Annotated in this window: 23 protein-coding genes and 1 other RNA gene; 11 read left to right on the top strand and 13 right to left on the bottom strand. The window is 61.8% G+C overall.

What is annotated here, in order from left to right:
* The first annotated feature begins 35 nt into the window (after window positions 1-35).
* Complete coding sequence (locus tag IEX27_RS07110; protein ID WP_188720254.1) at window positions 36-827, top strand: inositol monophosphatase family protein; 792 nt, start codon at window positions 36-38, stop codon at window positions 825-827.
* On the opposite strand, the gene IEX27_RS07105 is transcribed toward IEX27_RS07110, so the two are convergent.
* Window positions 824-1,738, bottom strand: coding sequence for an NAD-dependent epimerase/dehydratase family protein (locus tag IEX27_RS07105; protein WP_188720253.1), 915 nt, complete (start codon window positions 1,736-1,738; stop codon window positions 824-826). The two genes, IEX27_RS07110 and IEX27_RS07105, sit on opposite strands and share 4 nt — an antisense overlap.
* A gap of 202 nt (window positions 1,739-1,940) precedes the next feature.
* On the opposite strand from IEX27_RS07105, the gene IEX27_RS07100 reads away from it, so the two are divergent.
* Both IEX27_RS07100 and IEX27_RS07095 read left to right on the top strand, forming a co-directional pair.
* The gene (locus IEX27_RS07100) at window positions 1,941-2,924 is read left to right on the top strand and encodes a MotA/TolQ/ExbB proton channel family protein (protein ID WP_188720252.1); all 984 of its coding nucleotides are present in this window, start codon (window positions 1,941-1,943) and stop codon (window positions 2,922-2,924) included.
* Window positions 2,924-3,949 carry a peptidoglycan -binding protein gene (locus IEX27_RS07095; protein WP_188720251.1) on the top strand — a complete coding sequence of 342 codons (1,026 nt, stop codon included), beginning with the start codon at window positions 2,924-2,926 and terminating at the stop codon, window positions 3,947-3,949. Before IEX27_RS07100 ends, IEX27_RS07095 begins: the two co-directional genes overlap by 1 nt.
* Before the next feature lie 17 nt (window positions 3,950-3,966).
* On the opposite strand, the gene IEX27_RS07090 is transcribed toward IEX27_RS07095, so the two are convergent.
* Window positions 3,967-5,772 (bottom strand): ABC transporter transmembrane domain-containing protein, encoded by a 1,806-nt coding sequence (locus IEX27_RS07090; RefSeq protein WP_188720250.1) that lies wholly within the window; start codon window positions 5,770-5,772, stop codon window positions 3,967-3,969.
* 190 nt (window positions 5,773-5,962) lie between these two features.
* Between IEX27_RS07090 and rpmE the strand changes: the two genes are divergently transcribed.
* Window positions 5,963-6,184, top strand: a complete 222-nt coding sequence (gene rpmE, locus IEX27_RS07085; RefSeq protein ID WP_188720249.1) for a 50S ribosomal protein L31 — start codon at window positions 5,963-5,965, stop codon at window positions 6,182-6,184.
* Window positions 6,185-6,313: 129 nt separating this feature from the next.
* Here rpmE and IEX27_RS07080 read toward each other — a convergent pair whose 3' ends face one another.
* A complete protein-coding gene (locus IEX27_RS07080; protein ID WP_188720248.1) occupies window positions 6,314-7,063 on the bottom strand; it encodes a YebC/PmpR family DNA-binding transcriptional regulator in 750 nt (249 codons plus the stop codon).
* Window positions 7,064-7,238: 175 nt separating this feature from the next.
* Here IEX27_RS07080 and IEX27_RS07075 point away from each other — a divergent pair, with 175 nt between their 5' ends.
* Window positions 7,239-8,039 carry an MBL fold metallo-hydrolase gene (locus IEX27_RS07075; protein ID WP_188720247.1) on the top strand — a complete coding sequence of 267 codons (801 nt, stop codon included), beginning with the start codon at window positions 7,239-7,241 and terminating at the stop codon, window positions 8,037-8,039.
* 11 nt (window positions 8,040-8,050) lie between these two features.
* On the opposite strand, the gene IEX27_RS07070 is transcribed toward IEX27_RS07075, so the two are convergent.
* The 10 genes from IEX27_RS07070 to hemC form a co-directional block, all read right to left on the bottom strand.
* A complete protein-coding gene (locus tag IEX27_RS07070; RefSeq protein WP_188720246.1) occupies window positions 8,051-8,818 on the bottom strand; it encodes a TerC family protein in 768 nt (255 codons plus the stop codon).
* 108 nt (window positions 8,819-8,926) lie between these two features.
* A complete protein-coding gene (locus IEX27_RS07065) occupies window positions 8,927-9,751 on the bottom strand; it encodes a TIGR00282 family metallophosphoesterase (protein WP_188720245.1) in 825 nt (274 codons plus the stop codon).
* A 9-nt stretch (window positions 9,752-9,760) separates the two neighbouring features.
* Window positions 9,761-10,348 carry a 5-formyltetrahydrofolate cyclo-ligase gene (locus tag IEX27_RS07060; RefSeq protein WP_188720244.1) on the bottom strand — a complete coding sequence of 196 codons (588 nt, stop codon included), beginning with the start codon at window positions 10,346-10,348 and terminating at the stop codon, window positions 9,761-9,763.
* A gap of 175 nt (window positions 10,349-10,523) precedes the next feature.
* Window positions 10,524-10,679: non-coding RNA, 6S RNA (gene ssrS / locus IEX27_RS07055), on the bottom strand.
* A 78-nt stretch (window positions 10,680-10,757) separates the two neighbouring features.
* Window positions 10,758-11,543: a glutamine amidotransferase gene (locus IEX27_RS07050; RefSeq protein ID WP_188720243.1), complete on the bottom strand. Its 786-nt coding sequence runs from the start codon at window positions 11,541-11,543 to the stop codon at window positions 10,758-10,760.
* A 6-nt stretch (window positions 11,544-11,549) separates the two neighbouring features.
* Window positions 11,550-12,020: a tellurite resistance TerB family protein gene (locus IEX27_RS07045; protein ID WP_188720242.1), complete on the bottom strand. Its 471-nt coding sequence runs from the start codon at window positions 12,018-12,020 to the stop codon at window positions 11,550-11,552.
* A gap of 170 nt (window positions 12,021-12,190) precedes the next feature.
* Window positions 12,191-13,819, bottom strand: coding sequence for a heme biosynthesis protein HemY (locus IEX27_RS07040; protein WP_188720241.1), 1,629 nt, complete (start codon window positions 13,817-13,819; stop codon window positions 12,191-12,193).
* 11 nt (window positions 13,820-13,830) lie between these two features.
* On the bottom strand, window positions 13,831-15,258 hold the full coding sequence (locus IEX27_RS07035; RefSeq protein WP_188720240.1) for a hypothetical protein: 1,428 nt from the start codon (window positions 15,256-15,258) through the stop codon (window positions 13,831-13,833).
* Between the two features lie 84 nt (window positions 15,259-15,342).
* Window positions 15,343-16,050 (bottom strand): uroporphyrinogen-III synthase, encoded by a 708-nt coding sequence (locus IEX27_RS07030; protein WP_188720239.1) that lies wholly within the window; start codon window positions 16,048-16,050, stop codon window positions 15,343-15,345.
* Window positions 16,051-16,065: 15 nt separating this feature from the next.
* Window positions 16,066-16,995, bottom strand: a complete 930-nt coding sequence (gene hemC, locus IEX27_RS07025) for a hydroxymethylbilane synthase (RefSeq protein ID WP_188720238.1) — start codon at window positions 16,993-16,995, stop codon at window positions 16,066-16,068.
* A gap of 96 nt (window positions 16,996-17,091) precedes the next feature.
* On the opposite strand from hemC, the gene tsaD reads away from it, so the two are divergent.
* From tsaD to IEX27_RS06995, 6 genes are all read left to right on the top strand, one after another.
* The gene (tsaD, locus tag IEX27_RS07020) at window positions 17,092-18,180 is read left to right on the top strand and encodes a tRNA (adenosine(37)-N6)-threonylcarbamoyltransferase complex transferase subunit TsaD (RefSeq protein WP_188720237.1); all 1,089 of its coding nucleotides are present in this window, start codon (window positions 17,092-17,094) and stop codon (window positions 18,178-18,180) included.
* A 2-nt stretch (window positions 18,181-18,182) separates the two neighbouring features.
* Window positions 18,183-19,163 (top strand): NAD(P)H-dependent glycerol-3-phosphate dehydrogenase, encoded by a 981-nt coding sequence (locus tag IEX27_RS07015; RefSeq protein ID WP_188720396.1) that lies wholly within the window; start codon window positions 18,183-18,185, stop codon window positions 19,161-19,163.
* An 11-nt stretch (window positions 19,164-19,174) separates the two neighbouring features.
* Window positions 19,175-19,465 (top strand): YciI family protein, encoded by a 291-nt coding sequence (locus IEX27_RS07010; RefSeq protein ID WP_188720236.1) that lies wholly within the window; start codon window positions 19,175-19,177, stop codon window positions 19,463-19,465.
* Window positions 19,466-19,472: 7 nt separating this feature from the next.
* Complete coding sequence (locus tag IEX27_RS07005) at window positions 19,473-19,901, top strand: EVE domain-containing protein (RefSeq protein WP_188720235.1); 429 nt, start codon at window positions 19,473-19,475, stop codon at window positions 19,899-19,901.
* A 12-nt stretch (window positions 19,902-19,913) separates the two neighbouring features.
* The gene (locus IEX27_RS07000) at window positions 19,914-20,564 is read left to right on the top strand and encodes a class I SAM-dependent methyltransferase (protein ID WP_188720234.1); all 651 of its coding nucleotides are present in this window, start codon (window positions 19,914-19,916) and stop codon (window positions 20,562-20,564) included.
* A 107-nt stretch (window positions 20,565-20,671) separates the two neighbouring features.
* Entirely contained in the window at window positions 20,672-20,944 is a 273-nt protein-coding gene (locus tag IEX27_RS06995; protein ID WP_188720233.1) for a helix-turn-helix domain-containing protein, read from the top strand.
* The last annotated feature ends 4 nt before the right edge of the window (window positions 20,945-20,948 follow it).

Raw genomic sequence — 20,948 nt, 5'->3', positions numbered from 1 at the left:
ATAGACATGTTATTTGAAACACAGGATCATCAATCATGGCGCGTTCGGCGATCATCAATGTCATGGTTCAGGCGGCGCTCAAGGCTGGCCGTTCGCTCGCACGCGATTTTGGCGAGGTTCAGAACCTTCAGGTGTCCCTCAAGGGACCTGCCGACTATGTCAGCCAGGCTGACCAGCGGGCAGAAGAAATTGTCTTCACGGAACTTTCCCGCGCACGTCCGGGATATTCCTTCCTCATGGAAGAGCGCGGCGAGGTGATCGGCGACGATCCGCAGCACCGCTGGATTGTCGATCCTCTCGACGGAACAACCAACTTCCTCCACGGAATTCCGGTCTTTGCCGTTTCCATCGCTCTTGAGCGTCAGGGGCAGATTGTTGCCGGCATCATCTACAACCCGGCCATGGACGAGCTCTACACCGCCGAACGCGGTGGTGGTGCGTTCCTGAACGACCGCCGCATGCGCGTTGCTGCCCGCCGTGAACTCGGTCACTCGGTGATCGCCACGGGTCTGCCCTTCCTGGGCCACGGCAACCACGGCCAGGCGCTTGTCGACCTGCGCAATGTGATGGGTGAAGTTTCCGGCATCCGCCGTTTCGGCGCCGCCTCGCTGGATCTTGCCTATGTCGCAGCCGGGCGTTTCGACGGTTTCTGGGAAGAGAACCTGAAGCCTTGGGACGTAGCAGCAGGCATCCTGATGGTACGCGAGGCTGGCGGCTACGTCAGTGATCGTCAGGGCGAGCAGACCATGCTCACCAGCGGTTCCATCGTTGCAGGCAACGAAGAGATCAAGGCAAAGCTGCTGAAGCAGCTGCAGATCAAGCGCTAAGCTACACTTTCAGACGATTTCGCGAAGAGGCGACCGGACTTCCGGATCGCCTCTTTTGCTTTTTCGGGCGGCTTCCAGTTGAAAGCCCGCATGAAGGGCGACGGATCGAGCTGCAGGTCATCCAGCAGGGATTCAACCAGCTTCTTCTGGCCAAGTGCAGCAAGCGCAGCACGAAGAATGGCCACAGGGACGGGCAAGAGTGCAGCCTTCTTCCCCATTGCGTCGCGCAGCAGTTCAAGCGTCTCCGCCAGCGAGACCTGATCCTCATCCGCAATCTCGTAGACACCGCTGCCCTGCACTCCTTCCTCTACCGCAGAGACGATGGCGCTGCAGAGATTGTCGATCGAACAGTGCGAGCGACGGTTGTGCACGCTGCCAAACGGCAAGGGTAGACTACCGGCCGCCAAGCGCTGAAGGCGGTGCCAGTTGCCCGGCGCATCGTGGCCATAGATCATCGGCGGGCGCAGGATGATGCCTGTTAGGGAGCCCAGCTCGGCTGCGTGCAGCACATGACGTTCAGACGCAAGCTTCGAACGGCCATAGGCATTGGCCTCTCGCGGAAGTTGTTCGGCCTTGCGCGCCGCAATGCTGCTCAACAGCACGAAGGCGCCCACGCCCGCGCTGCGGCAGGCGTCCACGAGCCGCTCGGTTCCCTGGTCATTCACGGCATGGAACTGCTCGTCCGGAGCCTTCCGGTGAGCAAGGCCCGCAAGATGGATGACGCAATCCATCCCCTCAAGCTTGCCGGACCAGTCCGTTTCTGGTCCGATGTCAGAGATGGCAACGTGCTGCGCTGCGCCAGACCTCCGCCTTCGTCCCGCTTCGACCACAGCATGGCCGCGCGCCTCCAAAGCCGGAACCAGATGGCGTCCCACGAAGCCGGATGCGCCTGTCACGAGAATTTTTGCCATGCATTCCACCCTGAAGGACGCTAAGTTAATTCAATTTCGTCATATTTCCGTTTAGACTCCTGCCAAATAGCCGATGAAGGTTGTGTTTCGCGGCGCGGTACGGGCAAATGGTGTTTGCTGGTTAGGCGTCTGCGGTTAATAAGCCTGAGTGCGAATAATCCTCAAAGAAATTGGGGTTTCAAAATCCGTGGGAACAGATCGAATGACTGACGAAGAAAGATACGCGCCCATCCGGCTCTCGAGCCCACGCATCTTCTTCTACTCGATGCTTATTTTCCTGGTCATTGTCGGTTTTGTGGCTGCGATCCTTTATCGGCAGATCTCTACCGCGTTCGAAAGCAACCCCGGCCTGAACGGGCTGATCCTCGGCGTTCTGCTGATCGGTATCCTGCTTGCCTTCGGCCAGGTGGTCCGGCTGTTCCGCGAGGTTCGCTGGATCAACTCCTTCCTCGCGGGAACTGAGGCAAGCGACCCCGTGCTGCTCGCGCCCATGAAGGCGCTTCTCAGCCGGTCCTCCGCAATCGCTCTGTCGCCGACCTCCATGCGATCGATCCTGGACTCGATCGCGAACCGCCTGGATGAGAGCCGGGATATCTCGCGCTACCTCATCGGCCTCCTGGTCTTCCTCGGCCTGCTCGGCACCTTCTGGGGCCTGCTGCAGACCATCGGCTCGATCAGCAACACGATCCAGTCGCTTGATCCGGGCACGGGCAGCGCCAATGACATACTGAATTCGCTGAAGGAAGGGCTTTCCGCCCCGCTCAGCGGCATGGGCACGGCCTTCTCGTCATCACTCTTCGGTCTTTCCGGATCGCTGATCCTCGGCTTCCTTGACCTGCAGGCGGGACGTGCCCAGACGCGGTTCTATACGGAACTGGAAAACTGGCTCTCGACTGTCACTGACCTCAGCTCCGATCTCGTGGACGCCAAGGACGGCGCGACGGAAGAGCTGCGGGCGCTAGCCAACCGGTTGCGCACAGGAAGTCAGGACAGCGGCGGCAACAACCAACGCACTGCAGCGGCGATGGCTTCGCTCGCCGAAGGCATCTCGGGGCTGGTGAAGAGCATGCGCAACGAGCAGCAGATGATGCGCGACTGGATGGAGGCGCAGGCGGAAGATCAAAAGCAGCTGCGCAAGACGCTTGAGAACATCTCCGCCTCCCTCAAGAGAACGGATGTGCACTGATGGCACTTGGCCGCCGACGCGACCGTCACGTTGACTACTGGCCGGGATTTGTCGATGCCCTGTCGACCCTGCTGCTGGCCATCATGTTCCTGCTCTCGGTCTTCGTGCTGGCGCAGTTCTTTCTCAGCCAGGAAATCACCAGTCGGGACGAAGTGCTTGATCGCCTGAACAACCAGATCAACGAGCTGACCCAGCTGCTCGCGCTGGAGCGCACTAACAATCAGGACGTCGAGGACCAGCTCGCAAGCCTGCAAGCCTCGCTTGCGGCGTCAGAGGCTGAGCAGTCCCGCCTACAGCAACTGCTTTCCAGTGGGTCCGGCCAGGGTGCCGCCGCCGAGGCGCGCATTTCGTCCCTCACCGGCGACCTGGAAAACGAGCGGCAGGTGAGCCAGCGGGCACTCTCGCAAGTGGAGCTACTCAACCAGCAGATCTCCGCGCTGCGACAGCAGATTGCTGCTCTTGAGTCCGCGCTTGAGGCTTCGGAAGCGAAAGACCGCGAGTCCAACGTCAAGATTGCCGACCTCGGCCGTCGTCTGAACGTGGCGCTTGCTCAGCGCGTGCAGGAACTGAACCGCTATCGCTCCGACTTCTTCGGCCGCCTGCGCGAAATCCTGTCTGATCGCGAAAACATCCGCATCGTCGGTGACCGTTTTGTGTTCCAGTCAGAGGTCCTGTTCGCCACAGGCGCCACGGAGATCAACCCGGCCGGTCAGGACGAGATGCGCAAGCTCGCTTCCGCCATTCTCGAGCTGCAGCAGGAGATTCCGCCGGAGATCAACTGGGTGCTGCGCGTGGACGGTCACACGGACAACGTTCCGCTGTCCGGCACCGGCCGTTTCCGCGACAACTGGGAGCTGTCAGCTGCCCGCGCCATCGCGGTCGTCCGCTACCTGGTCGAGAACGGCGTGCCGACCGAACGTCTCGTTGCCGCAGGCTTCGGCCAGTATCAGCCGCTTGACCCGGCGGACACGCCGGAAGCGCGCAACCGCAACCGCCGCATCGAGCTGAAGCTTACTGAGAGGTAGGCGCTGGTTGGCGGGAGTTATTCCGCCGCCCCGCTGAATGCCCCTGCCCCCGCTTCGAACTGCAGGCTCGCGAGGCGCGAGTAGACGCCACCAAGGCGCACCAGATCATGGTGCGTCCCTTCCTCGACGATCATGCCATCCTCGATGACCAAAATACGATCAGCCTTGAGCACGGTCGCGAGGCGGTGCGCGATGATGATCGTCGTGCGGCCTTCCATCGAGTGCGTCAGCGCCTGCTGCACCAGCGTCTCGCTCTCGGCATCGAGGGCGGACGTGGCCTCGTCGAGCAGAAGGATCGGGGCATCGCGCAGGATGGCGCGGGCGATGGAGAGTCGCTGGCGCTGTCCGCCTGAGAGCGTGACGCCACGTTCGCCCAGATGCGTGTCGTAGCCCTCCGGCAGCGCCATGATGAAGTCATGGGCAAGCGCTGCCTTCGCAGCAGGCTCGATTGCCGATCGCGGCGCATCCGGACGGCCAAAGCCGATGTTGTTGGCTGCCGTGTCGGCAAAGATGACGCTCTCCTGCGGGACAATGGCGATGGTGGAGCGCAGCGCCTGAGGGTCAGCCTTGCTGACATCCACCCCGTCGATCAGGATAGCGCCAGACGTCGGATCGTAGAAACGCAGCAGCAGCGAGAAGATCGTGCTCTTGCCCGCTCCCGAGGGGCCAACGATCGCCACCGTCTCACCCGGCGCCACGCGGAATGAAAGATGGCGGAGCGTCAGGCTATCCGGGCGCCCCGGGTAAGCGAAGCTGACATTGGCAAATTCAACCTCGCCGCGCGAGCGCTTCGGCAAGGCGATCGGGTTGGCCGGAGCCTTGATGGCAGGCTGTTCAGCGAGGATCTCCGACATGCGCTCCGCAGCGCCCGATGCCTGCTGCAGTTCGCCCCAGACTTCCGAGAGTGCACCCAGTGCACCAGCCGCCAGCACGGCATAGAGCAGGAACTGGCCCAAAGTACCGCCCGTCATCGCGCCAGAGAGCACATCCTGCGAACCGACCCAGAGCACCACGACAACCGAGGTGAAGACCGCCAGGATCGCAAAGAAGGTGAGGATCGCGCGCGCGGTGATCGACGAGCGGGCCGCCTCGAAGGCGAAGTCCACCGCATCGGCAAAGCGGCTGTTCGCCCGCTCTTCATTCACAAAGGCCTGAAGGATGCGGATGGCGCCAACCTGCTCTCCCGCCATCGCCATCGCGTTGGCGAGCGCGTCCTGAGCGCTTCGCGAACGGCTGCGCACCGAACGCCCGAACACGATGATTGGTAGCACCACAAGCGGAAACGACAGGAGCGCCAGCAGCGACAGACGCGGGCTGGTCACCACCATCATTGCCACCGCGCCGATGCCCATGATGGTATTGCGGAGCGCGATCGAGGCCGTTGCACCAAGGGCAGACTTGATCTGCGTCGCGTCAGCCGTCAGGCGGGAGACGATTTCGCCTGAATGAACGCCGTCGAAAAAGGAGGGCGAGAGGCGCGTCAGGTGGTTGAACACGTCACGGCGGAGGTCAGCAACCACGCGCTCGCCCAAGGTGACGACGAAATAGTAGCGCATCGCCGAGGCGACCGCGAGAACGGAGCCAACGGCGATCAGGAAGATGAAATGGTCGCGGATGGCCGAACCGTCTTCGTTCGAGAAGCCGTGGTCGATCATCTGGCTGACGGCTGTCGGAAGGACGAGCGTCGCAGCGCTGGCGAGGACCAGGAAGAGCAACGCTCCTGCGACCAGTCCGCGGTAGCGGGCCAGATAAGGCAAGAGGCGTCGGAGCGGCGTCAGTGACCGCCGATTACCCGACCTCGGCCCACTAGCAATCTCCGTCATAGCATTCCTTCCGCTGTTTCGAGATTCGCACCGTACGGCCTTGTAACCTAAAGTAGGGTGATGTATAGGCGCAGCGAACCCGTTCAAAGCCGTAGCCTTGGTTGGCTGCAGCTTCAAGTTTCTCCGCATGGGCGAGATGCCGCACTGTAACGGTCTTAGCCTACGCGAACAGAAGAATCAGGACAAAGTGATGAAGGCTGACATCCATCCCGACTACCACACGATCAAGGTCGTAATGACGAACGGCACCGAGTACTACACCCGCTCGACCTGGGGTGAGGAAGGCGCAACGCTGCAGCTCGACATCGACCCGAGCTCGCATCCGGCATGGACCGGCGGCACGCAGACGCTCGTTGACCGCGGTGGCCGTGTTTCCAAGTTCAAGAAGCGCTACGAAGGCCTCGGCATCTAATCTTCGCGGCTTCAGAACGCTTCAATGACGAGGGCCCCGTTTGGGGCCTTTTTCATGCCTATATGCTTTAAAGGAAAACGGCGCAGACCGTGATCTGCGCCGTTTTCGTAAGTCTCTTGAATCTCGATTTTAGGAAGCGCTGAGCTTCGCCATCGTCTCTTCGTCGACTTCGAAGTTCGCGTAGACGTTCTGCACGTCGTCGTCGTCTTCGAGAACGGAAATCAGCTTCAGGATCGACCGGGCACGGTCCTCATCGACCGGCGCGCCTGTCTGCGGACGCCAGACGGTCTTAGTGGACTCGGCTTCGCCAAGGGCCTGCTCGAGCGCCGCAACGACCTGTCCAACATCCTCGAAGGCGCACGTGATGACATGGCCTTCTTCGTCCGATGCAACATCATCGGCACCGGCTTCAATCGCCGCTTCCATGACCTTGTCGGCATCGCCAACAGAAGCCGGGTAGACGATCTCACCGACGCGATTGAACATGAACGACACCGAGCCGGTTTCGCCCAATGCGCCGCCAGCCTTCGTAAAGGCTGCACGAACATTGGAGGCGGTACGGTTGCGATTGTCCGTCAGTGCCTCCACGATAACCGCGACGCCGCCCGGGCCGTAACCCTCGTAGCGGACTTCATCGTAGTTCTCGCCATCACCGCCCGAAGCCTTCTTGATCGCCCGGTCGATGTTGTCCTTCGGCATCGACTGAGCCTTGGCATTCTGGATGGCCAAGCGCAGGCGCGGGTTCATAGTAGGGTCGGGGAGGCCGGCCTTTGCAGCGACGGTAATTTCGCGTGCGAGCTTGGAGAAAATCTTTGACCGCACCGCGTCCTGACGGCCCTTGCGGTGCATGATGTTCTTAAACTGGGAATGACCGGCCATGGGGCTCCTTTATGGGCGGCTGAATGGATGAATGAGGCCTTATATTGAAATTCGTGCCGCAGGTCCAGATTTGCCAAGCGCGCGATCTCAGGCTCATTCACGCAATGGTTACGCGTATCGATGGCCGGGTTCATCTACACTCCGGACGCCTTGTATTGCCGGAGGGACAATACCGATGCTCAGTCGTTACCTGATCCTTGCAATCACATTCCTGCTCGCTCCTCTCACAACCGCCTATGCCCAGCTTGCGGAAAGACCCAGCACCTGCCTGGCCATGGCGCAGTCACTTCCGCGCGTCATCTATGCAAACTTCAGGGTGGCGGCGGCGGGCGATGAGGTGAAGATCACCTACGCCGGGCACTCGACCTATGTGATCGAGACGCCTGCGGGCGTGCGCATCGCTACAGATTTCTCGGGCTACTTCGGCAGCGATCCCCTTCCCGACGTGGTCACGATGAACAAGGCGCACTCCACGCACCACACACTCTACCCCGACCCCGCCATCAAGCACGTTCTGCAAGGCTGGGGCAGCGAGGAGGAGCCCGCAAAGCATTCGCTGGTGGTGGAGGATGTCTACATCCGCAATGTGACAACGGACATCCGGCGCTTCGGCTACGCGGAGAAGGATGGCAATTCGATCTTCATCTTCGAGGTTGCGGGTCTCTGCATCGGCCACCTCGGCCATCTGCATCATCCGCTCGACAACAGCCACTACGCAGCCATCGGGCGTCTCGACGTGCTCATGGTTCCCATCGATGGCGGGCTTACCATGTCGCTTGAAAACATGAGCGAGATCACCCGCCGCCTCTCCTCCTCCATCGTTCTGCCGATGCACAGGAACGCAACACCGCTCAGTGCCTTCACGAGCCGCATGGACAACGAGTTCGACCTCGACTTCCGCGACAGCCCATCGCTCACCGTCTCGATGCGCAACCTGCCCCGGAGACCAACGGTCGTGATCCTGCAGGGCGTGTGAGTTCCCATTGATCAATGCGGCTGGATACCCGCAGCCGCATCCTTCTCACGCTTCTTGCGGGCCATCATGTTGAGGCCCTCCACCAGCGCAGAGAAACCCATGGCCGCATAGATGTAGCCCTTCGGCACGTGGAAGCCCATGCCATCGGCAATCAGCGTCATGCCGATCATCAGCAGGAAGGCAAGCGCCAGCATGACGACGGTCGGATTGGCCGCGATGAAGCGCGACAGGGGCTCAGCCGCGATCAGCATCACGGTCACCGCGCAGATGACGGCAATGAACATGATCGCCAGATGATCGGTCATACCCACGGCAGTGATGATGGAGTCGATCGAGAAAACCAGATCGAGCAGCAGGATCTGGCCAATGGCGGAGCCGACCGTCAGCGTCGCCGTCCTGGCCATCATGTTCTCCTTGGGATCGGCGGGATCGACCGAATGGTGGATCTCCTTCGTCGCCTTCCAGACCAGGAAGAGACCGCCGGCAATCAGGATGAGATCGCGCCAGGAAAAGCCATGGCCGAACAACTCGAACAAGGGCTGCGTGAGCGTAACAATGAAGGCGACCGTGCCGAGCAGCGCAAGTCGCAGAACAAGTGCGCCGCTGATGCCGATGCGCCGGGCCCTCGCCTGGACCTCCTGCGGAAGCTTGTTGGTCAGGATCGAAATGAAGATCAGATTGTCGATGCCGAGGACGATTTCGAGAATGACAAGAGTGACAAGTGCCACCCAGGCTGCCGGGTCATTTACGAAGGCGAAGTGCGAAGCGAGCCAATCCATCGCGGAGGTTCCTGCGGTGAGAGCCTATACGTGTCAGGCAAACCTTACCCGCAATGACAACAGGTTTGCACGCCCGTTGTTTGCCGGCCAAGGAAAGCCCTTCTGCTCTCAACGCCAGAAGGACGGGATCGTTTCCTCAAGCCGTGGTCCGAGGCGGAGCGGCGCAATCTTTTCGGTGAGACCGGTACGGTCGGAAATCTCCAGCGCCACGCCACAGATGGTGGCCGGGCCTTCCGCCGCCTCGAAGCGGCCCTTGGGCAGCTTGCTGATGAAGCGGTTGAGCGGCTCTTCCTTGTCGAAGCCAAGGGAGGAGTCATAGTCGCCGCACATGCCCGCGTCGGTCATGTAGCCGGTGCCGTTGTTCAGGATCTGGTGATCCGCCGTCGGCTGATGCGTGTGCGTTCCCACAACGGCGCTCACACGACCGTCAAGAAAGTGGCCGAAGCACATCTTTTCGGATGTGGCTTCCGCATGGAAATCGATGAAGATCGCGTCGGCCTGCTCGCCCAGCGGACAGGCGGCAATCTGTTCCTCGGCCGCGTGAAACGGGTCATCGAGGTCCGGGTGCATAAAGACGCGGCCCATGATGTTCGAGACGAGAACGCGCGCGCCATTCTTGGCAATGAAGAGGCCGGAGCCCTTTCCGGGCGTACCCTTGGGGAAATTCGCCGGACGCAGGAAACGGTCCTGACGGGGAGCGAAGCTCAGCGCCTCGCGCTGGTCCCAGACGTGATTGCCGGTGGTGACGACGTCGGCGCCGGCCTGCAGCGTGTTCAGGAAAATCTCTTCCGTGATGCCGAAACCGCCGGCAGCGTTCTCGCCGTTGACCACGACGAAATCCAGCCGGAAATCGGAGATCAGACCGGGCAGCCGATTCCAAACCGCAACGCGGCCAACGCGGCCGACCATATCACCAAGAAACAGAAATCTCATTGCCGGGTCTTAACTGCTTAACGGGAAACGGCGCAAGCCGGATTCCGTAATGATCTCTGGAAGAGTGATGTCGTGTGGTTCGTCGGGCACAAGTTCGACCTGCTGGCAGTCGAAGGCAATGCCGATCAGGCGGGGTGACATGCCCTTGTCGACAAGCTTCTCGATCGCACGATCATAATAGCCGCCACCATAGCCAATGCGATGGCCGCGATGGTCGAAGGCGACGAGCGGGACCAGCATCACGACCGGATCGACCACAGGAGCCTCTTCACCCGGACCAAAGGTCTGGAAGCCCATGTCGACCAAAGGCGCACCCGGGATCAACTCACGGAACACCATCTCCGTCTTGCTGAGAATGGCGGGAAGGCAGATGCGGGCGCCAAGATCCTGCAGCGCGTACATCAAGGGCCGCACATCCACCTCGGAGTGCATGGGCCAGAAGCCGGAAACCATTGTGCCGGGCTCCGGCGCCATCTGTTGGGCGGCTTCCGCGAAGCGCTGCGAGGCTTCTGCCCGCCATTGCGGATCAAGCGCGTCCCGGCGGCCAAGAACCGACTCGCGCAGCGTGCGCTTCAACTCCGAAGGTGTCTCTGTCATTGCTAACCCTTTGCCACGACGACAGCCGCAGCACCTGCACAACAATACGTCCAGAGGGTTGATTGTAGAGGTTCCGACGGCCAGGCGGATAAGCCCTCATACTCCGAGTTGCGCCTCCGGGTCTACCCGGAAGCCCGTCTCGGGCGAAACTGTCTCAGAGTGGAAGGAAGAAAAGCGGCGAACCACGGCGACCGATGGAGTGTCGATCCCGGGAACCTACTAAGTAGGTGGGCGTCGTGTAACCAAACCCACGGGTCTGGTCAGGGACAACTCCCTTAAGGATCGATAAGGCCCCGGGGAAAAGTTCTCCTGTCGAGAAGCGCAGAACGCCTAAAGCAAATATAGAGCTGAGGCCGTGGCAGCGCCAGTGCTTGCAGCGTTAGTTTCGAAATATTTACGGGGAGAGACGCTACGCGATGCCGCGTCGGCCAAGCTGGCGCTGACCTGCAGGCTTCACAGCGTCAGCCTCGTCGCCGGCCCTCACCTCGATATCGCCATCAAGACCGAAGATCTTGTCGAGAAACTCGACCAGCCACTGGCGAAGATGGGTGTCCCAGATGAAGCGACCGCCCAGATGATCGCGCGCCGGTTGCGCGCCGGGAAGAACGAAACGCTGCGCGCCGCGGACGACCCAGCGCTGCATCATCGCCCGGGTCAATTCCGCGTGAAACTGGATGCCCCAGGCATTGTCGCCATAGCGGAAGGCCTGATTGGGATAGCTCTCGCCACCGGCGAGCAATTGCGCATCCGCAGGCAGTGAAAAACCTTCGCGATGGAACTGGTAGACCATCTCCGGCCAGTGCATCAGCTTGCGGCCTTCATCGGTTGCACGAAGCGGATACCAGCCGATCTCGACGAGACCGTCATCGTGGCTTTTCACGACGCCGCCCAGATGCTTGACCAGCATTTGCGCGCCGAGGCAGATGCCAAGGAAGGGCTTGTTTTCCTTCAAGGGAACGGAAAGCCAGTCGATCTCGCGCTTGACGAACTCGTCGTGGTCGTTGGCGCTCATCGGGCCGCCGAAGACCACGGCGCCCTTGTGCTCGGCCAGCGTTTCGGGCAACGGATCTCCGAGCGGCGGCCGCCTTATGTCGAGGGTATAACCGCTGCGTTGCAGGATCTGCCCCACCCGTCCAGGGCTGGACAGTTCCTGATGCAGCACGACCAGGATTTTCTTCTCAGCCTCGCCCGCCATATGGGATTAGAGGCCCCCTTCCCGCTGTTTCTGGACTTCCTGACGCATGGTCACGCGCATACGAGAATCGACTCCGATCAGTTCGGCGATCCGCCAGACCAGATTTTCCTCCAGTTCATGCATTTCGCCATCGGAGAGCACAATCTCCCATACCAGCCGGATGAATTCAACTCGGGCGGTTTCATCCAGATGCCGCATCAAGACATTGGTGAAGACATAAATGTCGACTGCCGCGCCTTCAGCCTCCTGCGCGGTTTTCATGAGCGCCTTCAGCTCGGCCCCGTGCACGTTGTAGGCGCGGGAAAGAGCAGCGGTAAGCTCTGCCTGCTCCTCTGCGTTCTTCTGCCCGTCGGCATTGATCACGTGAATCAGGAGCGCTGCGGCAGCAACCCTCGGGTCATCGGCCGTCAATGACTTGGCACTGGTGACTTGCCCCCCAGGCAGATTCTTCAAAAAGGCAAAAATGCTTTCAAACATCAGCGTCTCGCGTAATCGTTACACCAATGTTTGAGGTCTCGGGCCCGACCAAACAAGCAACATTCGTGTGTTAACGAATGCGAAACAGCAAAATGATCTCCGGTGTGTTCGTTCTGGCACAGTTTGCAGTTCTCCTACCCACAAACTGTAACAATCCGAGATCAGGATAATCAGAAGAGCCGGAGGCCGGAGCCCGCGCGGGCCGGAACGTTTTCCGCCTCATCATCGTCAGCATCCGGACCCGGATCATCGGGAATCGGCGGCTGGAACGGCCGGGTGGCTTCCTCATCCTCCACCAGATCCTCGACAAAGGCGGGACGCTTTTCCTCTTCCGCTGGCGCAGGCTCTGCGGCCCTGGCCGGTTCAGGCTGAACGGGCTGCTGCGGAGCAGGTGCTTCGCTCAGCGCCTTCGTTAGAGGCTCATCTACTTTGAGCGTTTCCGGCTCCACAGGGGCAGCGGGAAGGGCCGGCACGGATTTAAGCGCATTCTCGACCTCAATCACCTGGCCGAAACGTTCCATCGGCGGGCGCCACTGGACTCCATCGAGCTGGCCAGTGACCGGGGACGTCGGCGCCCACTTCTCCAGCACGACGCCATCCGCGACCCATGCGGGATCCTGCGGAGCGCGAACCGCCTGAGCAAGCCAATGGCGGATGCGACCCTGATCGCCCGTCTCGGCTTCCTCGATATCGGCGAGCAACAGGAATGCACCTTCGCGCGGCTCCAGTCGGACGGCCGCTTCAGCCGCGGCACGCGCTTCGGCGAATTCACCGGCGTCGAGTGCAGCTCGGGCGACGGCCAGTTCGGACTCGACATTGTTCGAACGAAGCTTGCGCAAACGGCGCGCCCGTTCCAGACGGTCGAAGGTGGAGTCGCCGTGGCGCAGATGAATGTAGACATCCGCCACGTCGGGATGCGGCGAACGCTTCCAGATCGCTTCCAGAACCTTTGAAGCCTTGCGCTGGTCGTTCAACCGGATATCGGCGCGAGCGAGCGTCACGGCAGCGGGGACGAAGTCCGGTTGCAAGCGATGCGCTTCCTGCGCCAGCGTCTTGGCGGCGGACGGGTGAGAATCGAGTTCTTCCAGAGCCTTGGCTGTGAGCAACACCGCGCGCTGGCGAGAGGTGACAGCACGGTCGGCATTCGGAGCACGGCTGCGTGCATCCACGAGCGAGATGGCACCATCCCAGTCGCGCGCGACAGTTTTCATTTCGAGGGCCGCAGCGGAAGCCCAGCCGAGTTGCGGCGAAACGTTTGCTGCTTCAGAAGCAATCTGGCGGGCGGCATTGCGGTCGCCGATGCGTTCGGCTTCGAGATAGAGACCCCGGAGACCCAGGAGGCGCGTCTCGGGGTCCTTGGCCATGGCCTCGAATTTTGCACGGGCGGCTGTATGGTCGCCCTCCAGAAGGGCAGCCTGCGCATCCAGCAGATGGATCAAAGGCTCCTGATCCGAGGAGATCAGCTTGGCCGCCTGCTTGCCCATGCGTCGTGCGGTGCCGCCGTCGCCCGCTCCGGCTGCAATCAGGCCGGTCGAAAGCGCCTGATAGCCACGGTCGCGTCGGCGTACGCGGAAGTAGCGCGTGACGGCATAGGGGCTGCGCCAGACGCCACGGATGATCCACCACGAGATCATCATGGCCGCGAAGGCTGCGACCAGGATCACGGCTGCCGCGAGCAGGGTTACTTGATACTGGTAGCCGCCGAAGGTGACGACGAGATCGCCGGGGCGCTCCGCCAGCCACATGAAGCCCAGACCGAGCGCCAGAACAATTGCCAGAAAGAACAGGGTGCGGATCATGAAAACTGGCCTCAGGCTGGCTTCAACGCGCTGGAAAGGGCTTTGTCGAGGACTTCGTTCGCTGCCTGCCGTGCGCGCAGCTTGGCGGCGAAGTCAGCGCCAAGGTTCTTCATGTTTTCAGGCAAGGTCTCGAATTCACGCAGAGCCACCGGCAGGTCGCCGCGCTGAACTGCGGCTTCCACACGCGCGGCGATCGCGGAAGGCTGCTCGCCCTGCACCTCGCCCACGGGGCGGACGGTGACGACCGACTTGACGCTGGACGTGAAGCGCTCAACCAGCCCGGCTGATTCCGGCACCGCATTTTCCGCCGCAGCGATTTTCGACGCGAAGTCGGAGGCTTCCTCGCTCAGGCTGGCGAGCGTCGGGATGCCGTTCTCGGCGTAAGGCCGGAGGCTGTCCAGTTCGGATGCGTTGGAGGCGATACTGGAATAGGTCTCGAGCTCGGAGGCGAAAGAGTGCCCGCGATCCACTGCCGACTTGAGTGCGGAGGCCGCCACGACGAGCGCGACCTTCGGCCCCTCATCCTGACGCGCTACTTCCGTTGAAAGCTCCTCAAGGCGCTTGGACAGTGCCTCGACCTGGCCAGCAATTTCATCAATCCTGGTCGTGACAGCGGAAACCGCCTCGTTCGAAGCCTCTGTTGCGGCTTCGCGGCTTTCAGTACCGGCGGATTGAACGGTTTCACGCAGGCCGGCCAGTTCACGCTCGGCGCTTTCCAGCCGCTGGGCGAGCTCGCCGTCAGCCGCACCGGACTGGTTCAGACGCTGCGAAAGTTCCTGAAAGGACGTCTCGAGTTCCGAGCGGCGCTGTTCGAGCTCAGCCAGCGCTTGTGTCTGATCGCCGGAGCCGCCGGATGCCACCTGCTGTTCAAGCGATTGGACTGTTTCTCGCAGCTGGGCGATCTGCTGGCGCGGCTCGGCAAGAGCTTCGTCCAGATTGGGTGCAGGTGCCGCCGGCTGATTCTTCAGCTCAGCGATCTGGCTCTGAAGGCCAGAGATTTCGTCGCGCAGTGCCTGGACTCCAGTGTCGGACTGCGGCGCATTATTCAAAGGGGGCAGAACGCCAGAATATTGCAGTCCGCCTGCAAGCAGCAGCGCCACAAGTCCGCCGATCACGCCGCCGGCAATTGCGCCTCCCCTGCCGGAGCGCGGAGCAGCTGGCGGTGGCGTTACGGTCGTTTCCTGAGCGGCATCGGAAGGCGGCAGATCAGAACCGTTACCGGCAGCTTCAGCAGCAACGTCTTCGCGCTCGGCCTCTGCCAGAAGGACATCTTCCGGGTCGGGTTGTGGCTGGGTGACTTCGGTTTCTACAGGAGCTGCCGCTTCAGCTTCGGCCTCAGCCGGCGTTTCGGGTGCTCCTTCGGCTTTCACCGCCTCCAGATCTATCGTCACAGGCTCCCGCTTGGAAGTCGAGTGGCGCGTCCTAGGTGTTTTGACCATTGGGAACTCCGAAGGCAGTTACGTCAATACCGCAGATAAGGTGCGACTTTGAAAACACAATGAAGAGTGAGTCTCACGAAACCTTTAAAGCAGGGAAAGCATCGCCTCCTCATTCGGTTCCGCAGCAACGAGCAGGCGAGCAGCCCATTTCTCCGGAAGGTACGATCCGATGCGCGCAGAAATCCCGATGAAGCGCGCTTTCGCGAAGGTTTCCTTCGCCCCCTGTTCTTCTACAAAGCGCGTGAATTCCTCCGCCGCCAAAGCTGAATAGAGAAGCACCGTATCAACGGGTGTGCCACCCAGCACAGCAGCGGCCTCATCCACAGATGGTCGCAAGGGTACTGTATCATAGGTCTCGACAAGGAGCGGTTCATATCCCGTCTCGCGCAGGCCCTGCTCCAGAACGCTGCGGCGGACACGGCCGCACAGGATCAGGATTTTCGAGCCGGGCTTCACCTGTTCCGCGATGACCCGGCAGAGGCCCGCAGCGTCGCCCGCGCTTTCATCAACAACATTGAGACCGGCTTTCCGAGCAGTCGAGGCCGTAGCGGTGCCCACCGCGTAGGCCGGCAGCGCCTTGAGTGATCCTGTAAATGATACGGGAAGATAACGGGCAGAGTTCGGGCTGGTGAGGGCAATTGCCGCGAACTCAACGGGATCGATCGCCGGCAGGTCCGTCAGCGGCTCGATCCGGGTGAGCGGGAGAACGAGCGGCGTCCAGCCCATCTCAAGCACCTTCGATGCCGTCTTTGAGCTACCCGGTTCAGGCCGGGTGATCAGGACGCGCCGCATGTCACCTCCGGCTGGTTAGCTCCAGCTCTGGAAAAAGGTCTCACCCGCCACAGCGCGGATTTCCTCACCGGCCTCACGACCGATCGCCTGCGCATCAGCCACCGCACCTTCGGCTGAGATCTCGTGCATCTCGCGTCCATCCGGCGTCAGGATCATGCCACGGAAGCTGATCCGGTCGCCTTCGACCTGCGCCAGCCCGGCAATCGGCGTGCGGCAGGAGCCGTCGAGAGCGCCAAGGAATGCGCGTTCGCATTCCAGTTCCGCACCCGTCGCCGCATGGTGGATCGGAGCCAGAAGCTTGGCCACGCGTTCGTCGCCAATGCGACTTTCGATGCAGATAGCACCCTGGCCGAGTGCAGGCGGAAAACTGTCGCCGTCCATGATTTCGGTAGCCACCTGCTCCAGCTTCAGGCGCTTGAGGCCCGCGAGAGCGAGCATCGTGCCATCGACTTCGCCCGCTTCCAGCTTGCGCAGGCGGGTCTGTACGTTGCCGCGGAACACCTGCACATCGAGGTCCGGACGCAGGCGGAGCGCCAGTGCCTGACGGCGGAGCGACGAGGTGCCGAGCTTCGCGCCCTGCGGCAGATCCTGCAGGCGCTTGACCTTGCCGCCGATGAACACGTCGCGCACGTCCTCGCGCTCCAGGAAACAGGAAATCTCCAGTCCGTCAGGCAGGAAGGTGGGCATGTCCTTGGAGGAATGAACGGCGAAATCGATACGACCGTCGTAGAGCGCCTCTTCCAGTTCCTTGGTGAAAAGGCCCTTGCCGCCAGCTTCGGACAACGCGCGATCCTGGATCCGGTCGCCAGTGGTGCTGATCACCACGATTTCGAACGCCTCTTCCGGAAAGTTGTGCGCGGCCATCAAACGGGCGCGCGTTTCCGCTGCCTGAGCCAGAGCCAAAGCGCTTCCGCGCGTTCCAATTCTCACCAGATCGGTTTGCATGAGGCGATGTCCGTGCTAACCCGCATTCTCACATTCTGCGGCTGACCATCACTACTAAGGTTCGGCCAGAACGGCAACAAGGGCAGATCGGGCCGAATGACGCGCGTGCTGGGCATAGAGACAAGTTGCGACGAGACCGCCGCTTCCATCGTGGAGCGCGGGGCAGACGGGGTGCCGCGCATCCTGTCCAACGTTGTTCTGAGCCAGATCGAGGAACATGCGGCCTTTGGCGGCGTGGTGCCGGAGATCGCCGCGCGCGCCCATGTGGAAGCGCTGGATGGCGTGATCGATGCGGCACTGCTGGAAGCGGGCCTGACGCTGGATGATGTTGACGCTATCGCCGCCACCGCTGGTCCGGGCCTCATCGGCGGGCTCATCGTTGGCGTGACGATGGCCAAGGCGATCGCTGCCGCCAAGGGCAAGCCACTGATTCCCGTCAATCATCTGGAAGGCCATGCGCTTACCGCCCGTCTGACGGACAACGTCGAGTTTCCGTTCCTGCTGCTGCTGGTCTCGGGCGGGCACACGCAGATTCTCCACGTGGCGGGGCTTGGCCAATACGAGCGCTGGGGCACGACGATCGATGATGCGCTCGGCGAGGCTTTCGACAAGACGGCGAAGCTCCTCTCGCTCCCCTACCCCGGTGGGCCGAATGTCGAGAAGGCAGCCGCCAACGGAGACCCGAAGCGCTTTGACTTTCCCCGCCCCATGAAGGGTGAGGCCCGGCTCGATTTTTCCTTCTCGGGCCTGAAGACGGCCGTCCGCCGTGCGGCAACGGAGCTTGCTCCGCTTTCGCAGCAGGACATTGCCGATATCTGCGCTTCTTTCCAGCGCGCGGTCACCGAGACGCTGGCAGACAGAGTGCGCCGCAGCCTTGAACGTTTCCGCGCGATGCATCCGGAAATCTCCGCGCCGACGCTGGTGGTCGCTGGCGGCGTAGCTGCAAATCAGGCGATCCGCGCGGAACTCGATCGCCTCTGCGGCAAGCATGGTTTCACGCTCGTGGCTCCGCCCATCAAGCTCTGCGGCGACAATGCCGCGATGATCGGCTGGGTCGGGCTTGAGCGATTCGATGCCGGGATGCTTGAGGACGATCCGTTCACCTTTGCGCCACGACCCCGCTGGCCGCTTGACCAGTCGTCCGCGCCCATGTTCGGTGCTGGCAAGAAGGGGGCAAAGGCATGAGCATGCAGCGCAAGATCGCAGTGCTGGGTGGTGGAGCGTGGGGTACGGCACTCGCCGCCAACAGCCGCCGCGCGGGTCATGACGTCAGCCTGTTTGCCCGCAACAGCGACACTGTCAGTGAGATCAACGAGGCGCGGAAGAACAGTCGCTATCTGGGCGATGTGATCCTTCCGGAGGGAATTGCGGCATCAGCGGATGCCGGGGCAGTGCTTGATCAGGCGGACGCGGTGCTCGCCGTGATCCCCGCCCAGTCGCTAGGCAAGGCGCTCGGCGAACTGAGGCAGGTCATTCCCACAGCTGCGCCTGTCGTTCTCTGCGCGAAAGGCATCGAACAAAGCAGCGGACGGCTGATGTCCGAGGTCGCGCACGATGCACTGCCGGAGCATCAGATCGCCGTGCTTTCCGGCCCGAGCTTTGCCGCCGATGTGGCGCGAGGTTTCCCCACGGCCGTTACCGTAGCGGCTGGAAACGAAAACACGGCCGCTCAGCTTGCGCGCGTGCTCTCCGGCCCCGCCTTCCGCTGCTACTCGAGCGTCGACGTCAAGGGCGTGGAGCTTGGCGGCGCGATCAAGAACGTGCTGGCGATTGCCGCCGGCGCTTCCACTGGCCGGGGCTTCGGCGCGAGCGCGCAGGCCGCTCTCATCACGCGCGGATTTGCGGAGCTACGCAGGTTGGCCAAGACGCTCGGCGCGCGTATGGAAACGATCATGGGGCTTTCGGGCCTGGGTGACCTGATGCTCACCTGTTCGTCCCCTCAGTCGCGCAACTATTCCTACGGCATGGCGCTCGGCAGGGGTGAGGATCTCACCGGACGGCCGCTGGCAGAGGGTGTCGCGACGGCTCCCATTGCCTCCGAGCTTTGCCGCAAGCTATCCGTGAAAGCGCCGATCATCGACGCCACGGCAGCGCTTCTCGACGGCAGGATTTCCATCGATGAAGCGGTCGAAGCATTGCTTCGCCGCCCCCTGAAAAACGAAGATTGAGGAGTAATCCCATGCTCTACGCTATCATCTGCAAGGACAAGCCCGACAGCCTCCAGCTGCGGCTCGACACCCGTCCGACCCATCTGGCCTATATCGAAAGCCTCGGCGACGCGGTGAAGCTTGGTGGTCCGTTCCTCGGAGAGGATCAAAATCCGTTTGGGACCCTTCTCATCGTCGAGGCCGAAAGCCTGGAGAAGGCTCAGGAGATCGCCGATAACGACCCGTACGTTGCCGCTGGCCTTTTCGCATCCCGCGAAGTGACCGCATGGAACTGGGTCCTGAAGAAGTCTGCGGACGCCTGAGGACGACATGGCGTATTGGTTGTTCAAGTCGGAGCCTGATGCCTGGTCGTGGGAGCAGCAGAAGGCCAAGGGTGCTGAAGGCGAAGAGTGGACCGGTGTCCGCAACTATCAGGCGCGCAACTTCATGCGCCAGATGCAGCTGGGCGACAAAGGCTTCTTCTACCACTCCAATCAGGGCCTGGAGGTCGTCGGCATCGTCGAGGTCTGCAAACTCGCGCATCCGGATTCATCCACTGACGATCCGCGCTGGGAGTGCGTGGACATCCGCGCTGTCTGCGACATGCCGAAGCCGGTGAAGCTCGTGGACGTCAAGGCCAATCCCGCGCTCGAAAAAATGGCGCTGGTCACCTCGTTCCGCCTCTCGGTCCAGCCCGTGCAGGAGGACGAGTGGATCGAAGTCTGCCGCATGGGCGGGCTGGACCCAAAGAGCATCTGACAAAGGATTGCGATGATAACACCGGATGGCGCCCGCGAGTTCATTCTGGCAAACACCGCCCTGCAGGCGCCGCCGCATGTTCCGGAAATCCAGCTTCAGCTTGCGCACGAGGCCTATGACCTCTGGCACAAGACCGAAGAGGAGCTGGAAGAAGCCGGGCTTCCCCTGCCCTTCTGGGCCTTTGCCTGGGCGGGCGGACAGGGCCTTTCCCGCTATGTGCTCGACCATCCTGAATCCGTGAGGGGCAAGCGCGTGCTGGATTTCGCCACGGGCTCCGGCCTCGTGGCCATCGCGGCCTGCAAGTCGGGTGCGGCTGCCGTCACCGGAACGGACATCGATCCCTTCGCCATCACCGCCTGCCGGGTGAACATGGAAGCCAATCAGGTGAGCTTCTCCCTTTCCGACGAAGACTTCATCGGCGTGACCGAAGGTTTCGACGTGCTGCTCGCGGGAGACGTGTTCTACGAGAAGCCGATGACGGACCGTTTATTGCCCTGGTTCTCGGCGTTACGCGACAAGGGGGTGGAGGTGCTCGTCGGCGATCCCGGACGGGCCTACCGGCCCAAAGACCGGCTCGAGGAACTTACCGTCTATTCGGTGCCCGTCACGCGGGCGCTCGAGGACGCGGAGGTGAAGCGCACCACCGTCTGGCGGTTCCTCTGATGGAGATGCCTCAACCGCAACTCCTTGTCTGTCAGACAATAACATTGATGTTCTAGACATCAGCTTCGATTGTTGCTATATCAAATCTCATTCGACGAGAGCGCCTCATGATTACCGCTGCACAGCTACGCGCCGCCCGCGCCCTTCTGGGAATTGACCAGAAGACGCTCGCCGAAATGGCCGGGGTATCGCTTCCGACCATCCAGAGGATGGAAGCAAGCGAGGGGAATGTTCGTGGTGTTGTGGACACCCTTACCAAGGTCGTTGAAGCTCTGGACGCAGCTGGCCTGGAACTCATCGGGGACAACGCTCCCAGCACCGGCAGCGGCCGAGGCGTCCGCCTGAAAGAAACTGCTGCGGCCCGGTCCGTCGACAACTGATGCG

The sequence above is a fragment of the Nitratireductor aestuarii genome, assembly GCF_014641695.1.
Classification (GTDB): domain Bacteria; phylum Pseudomonadota; class Alphaproteobacteria; order Rhizobiales; family Rhizobiaceae; genus Chelativorans; species Chelativorans aestuarii.
The sequence above is the reverse complement of the archived record's forward strand: the minus strand, read 5'-3'. Positions and strand labels throughout refer to the sequence as shown.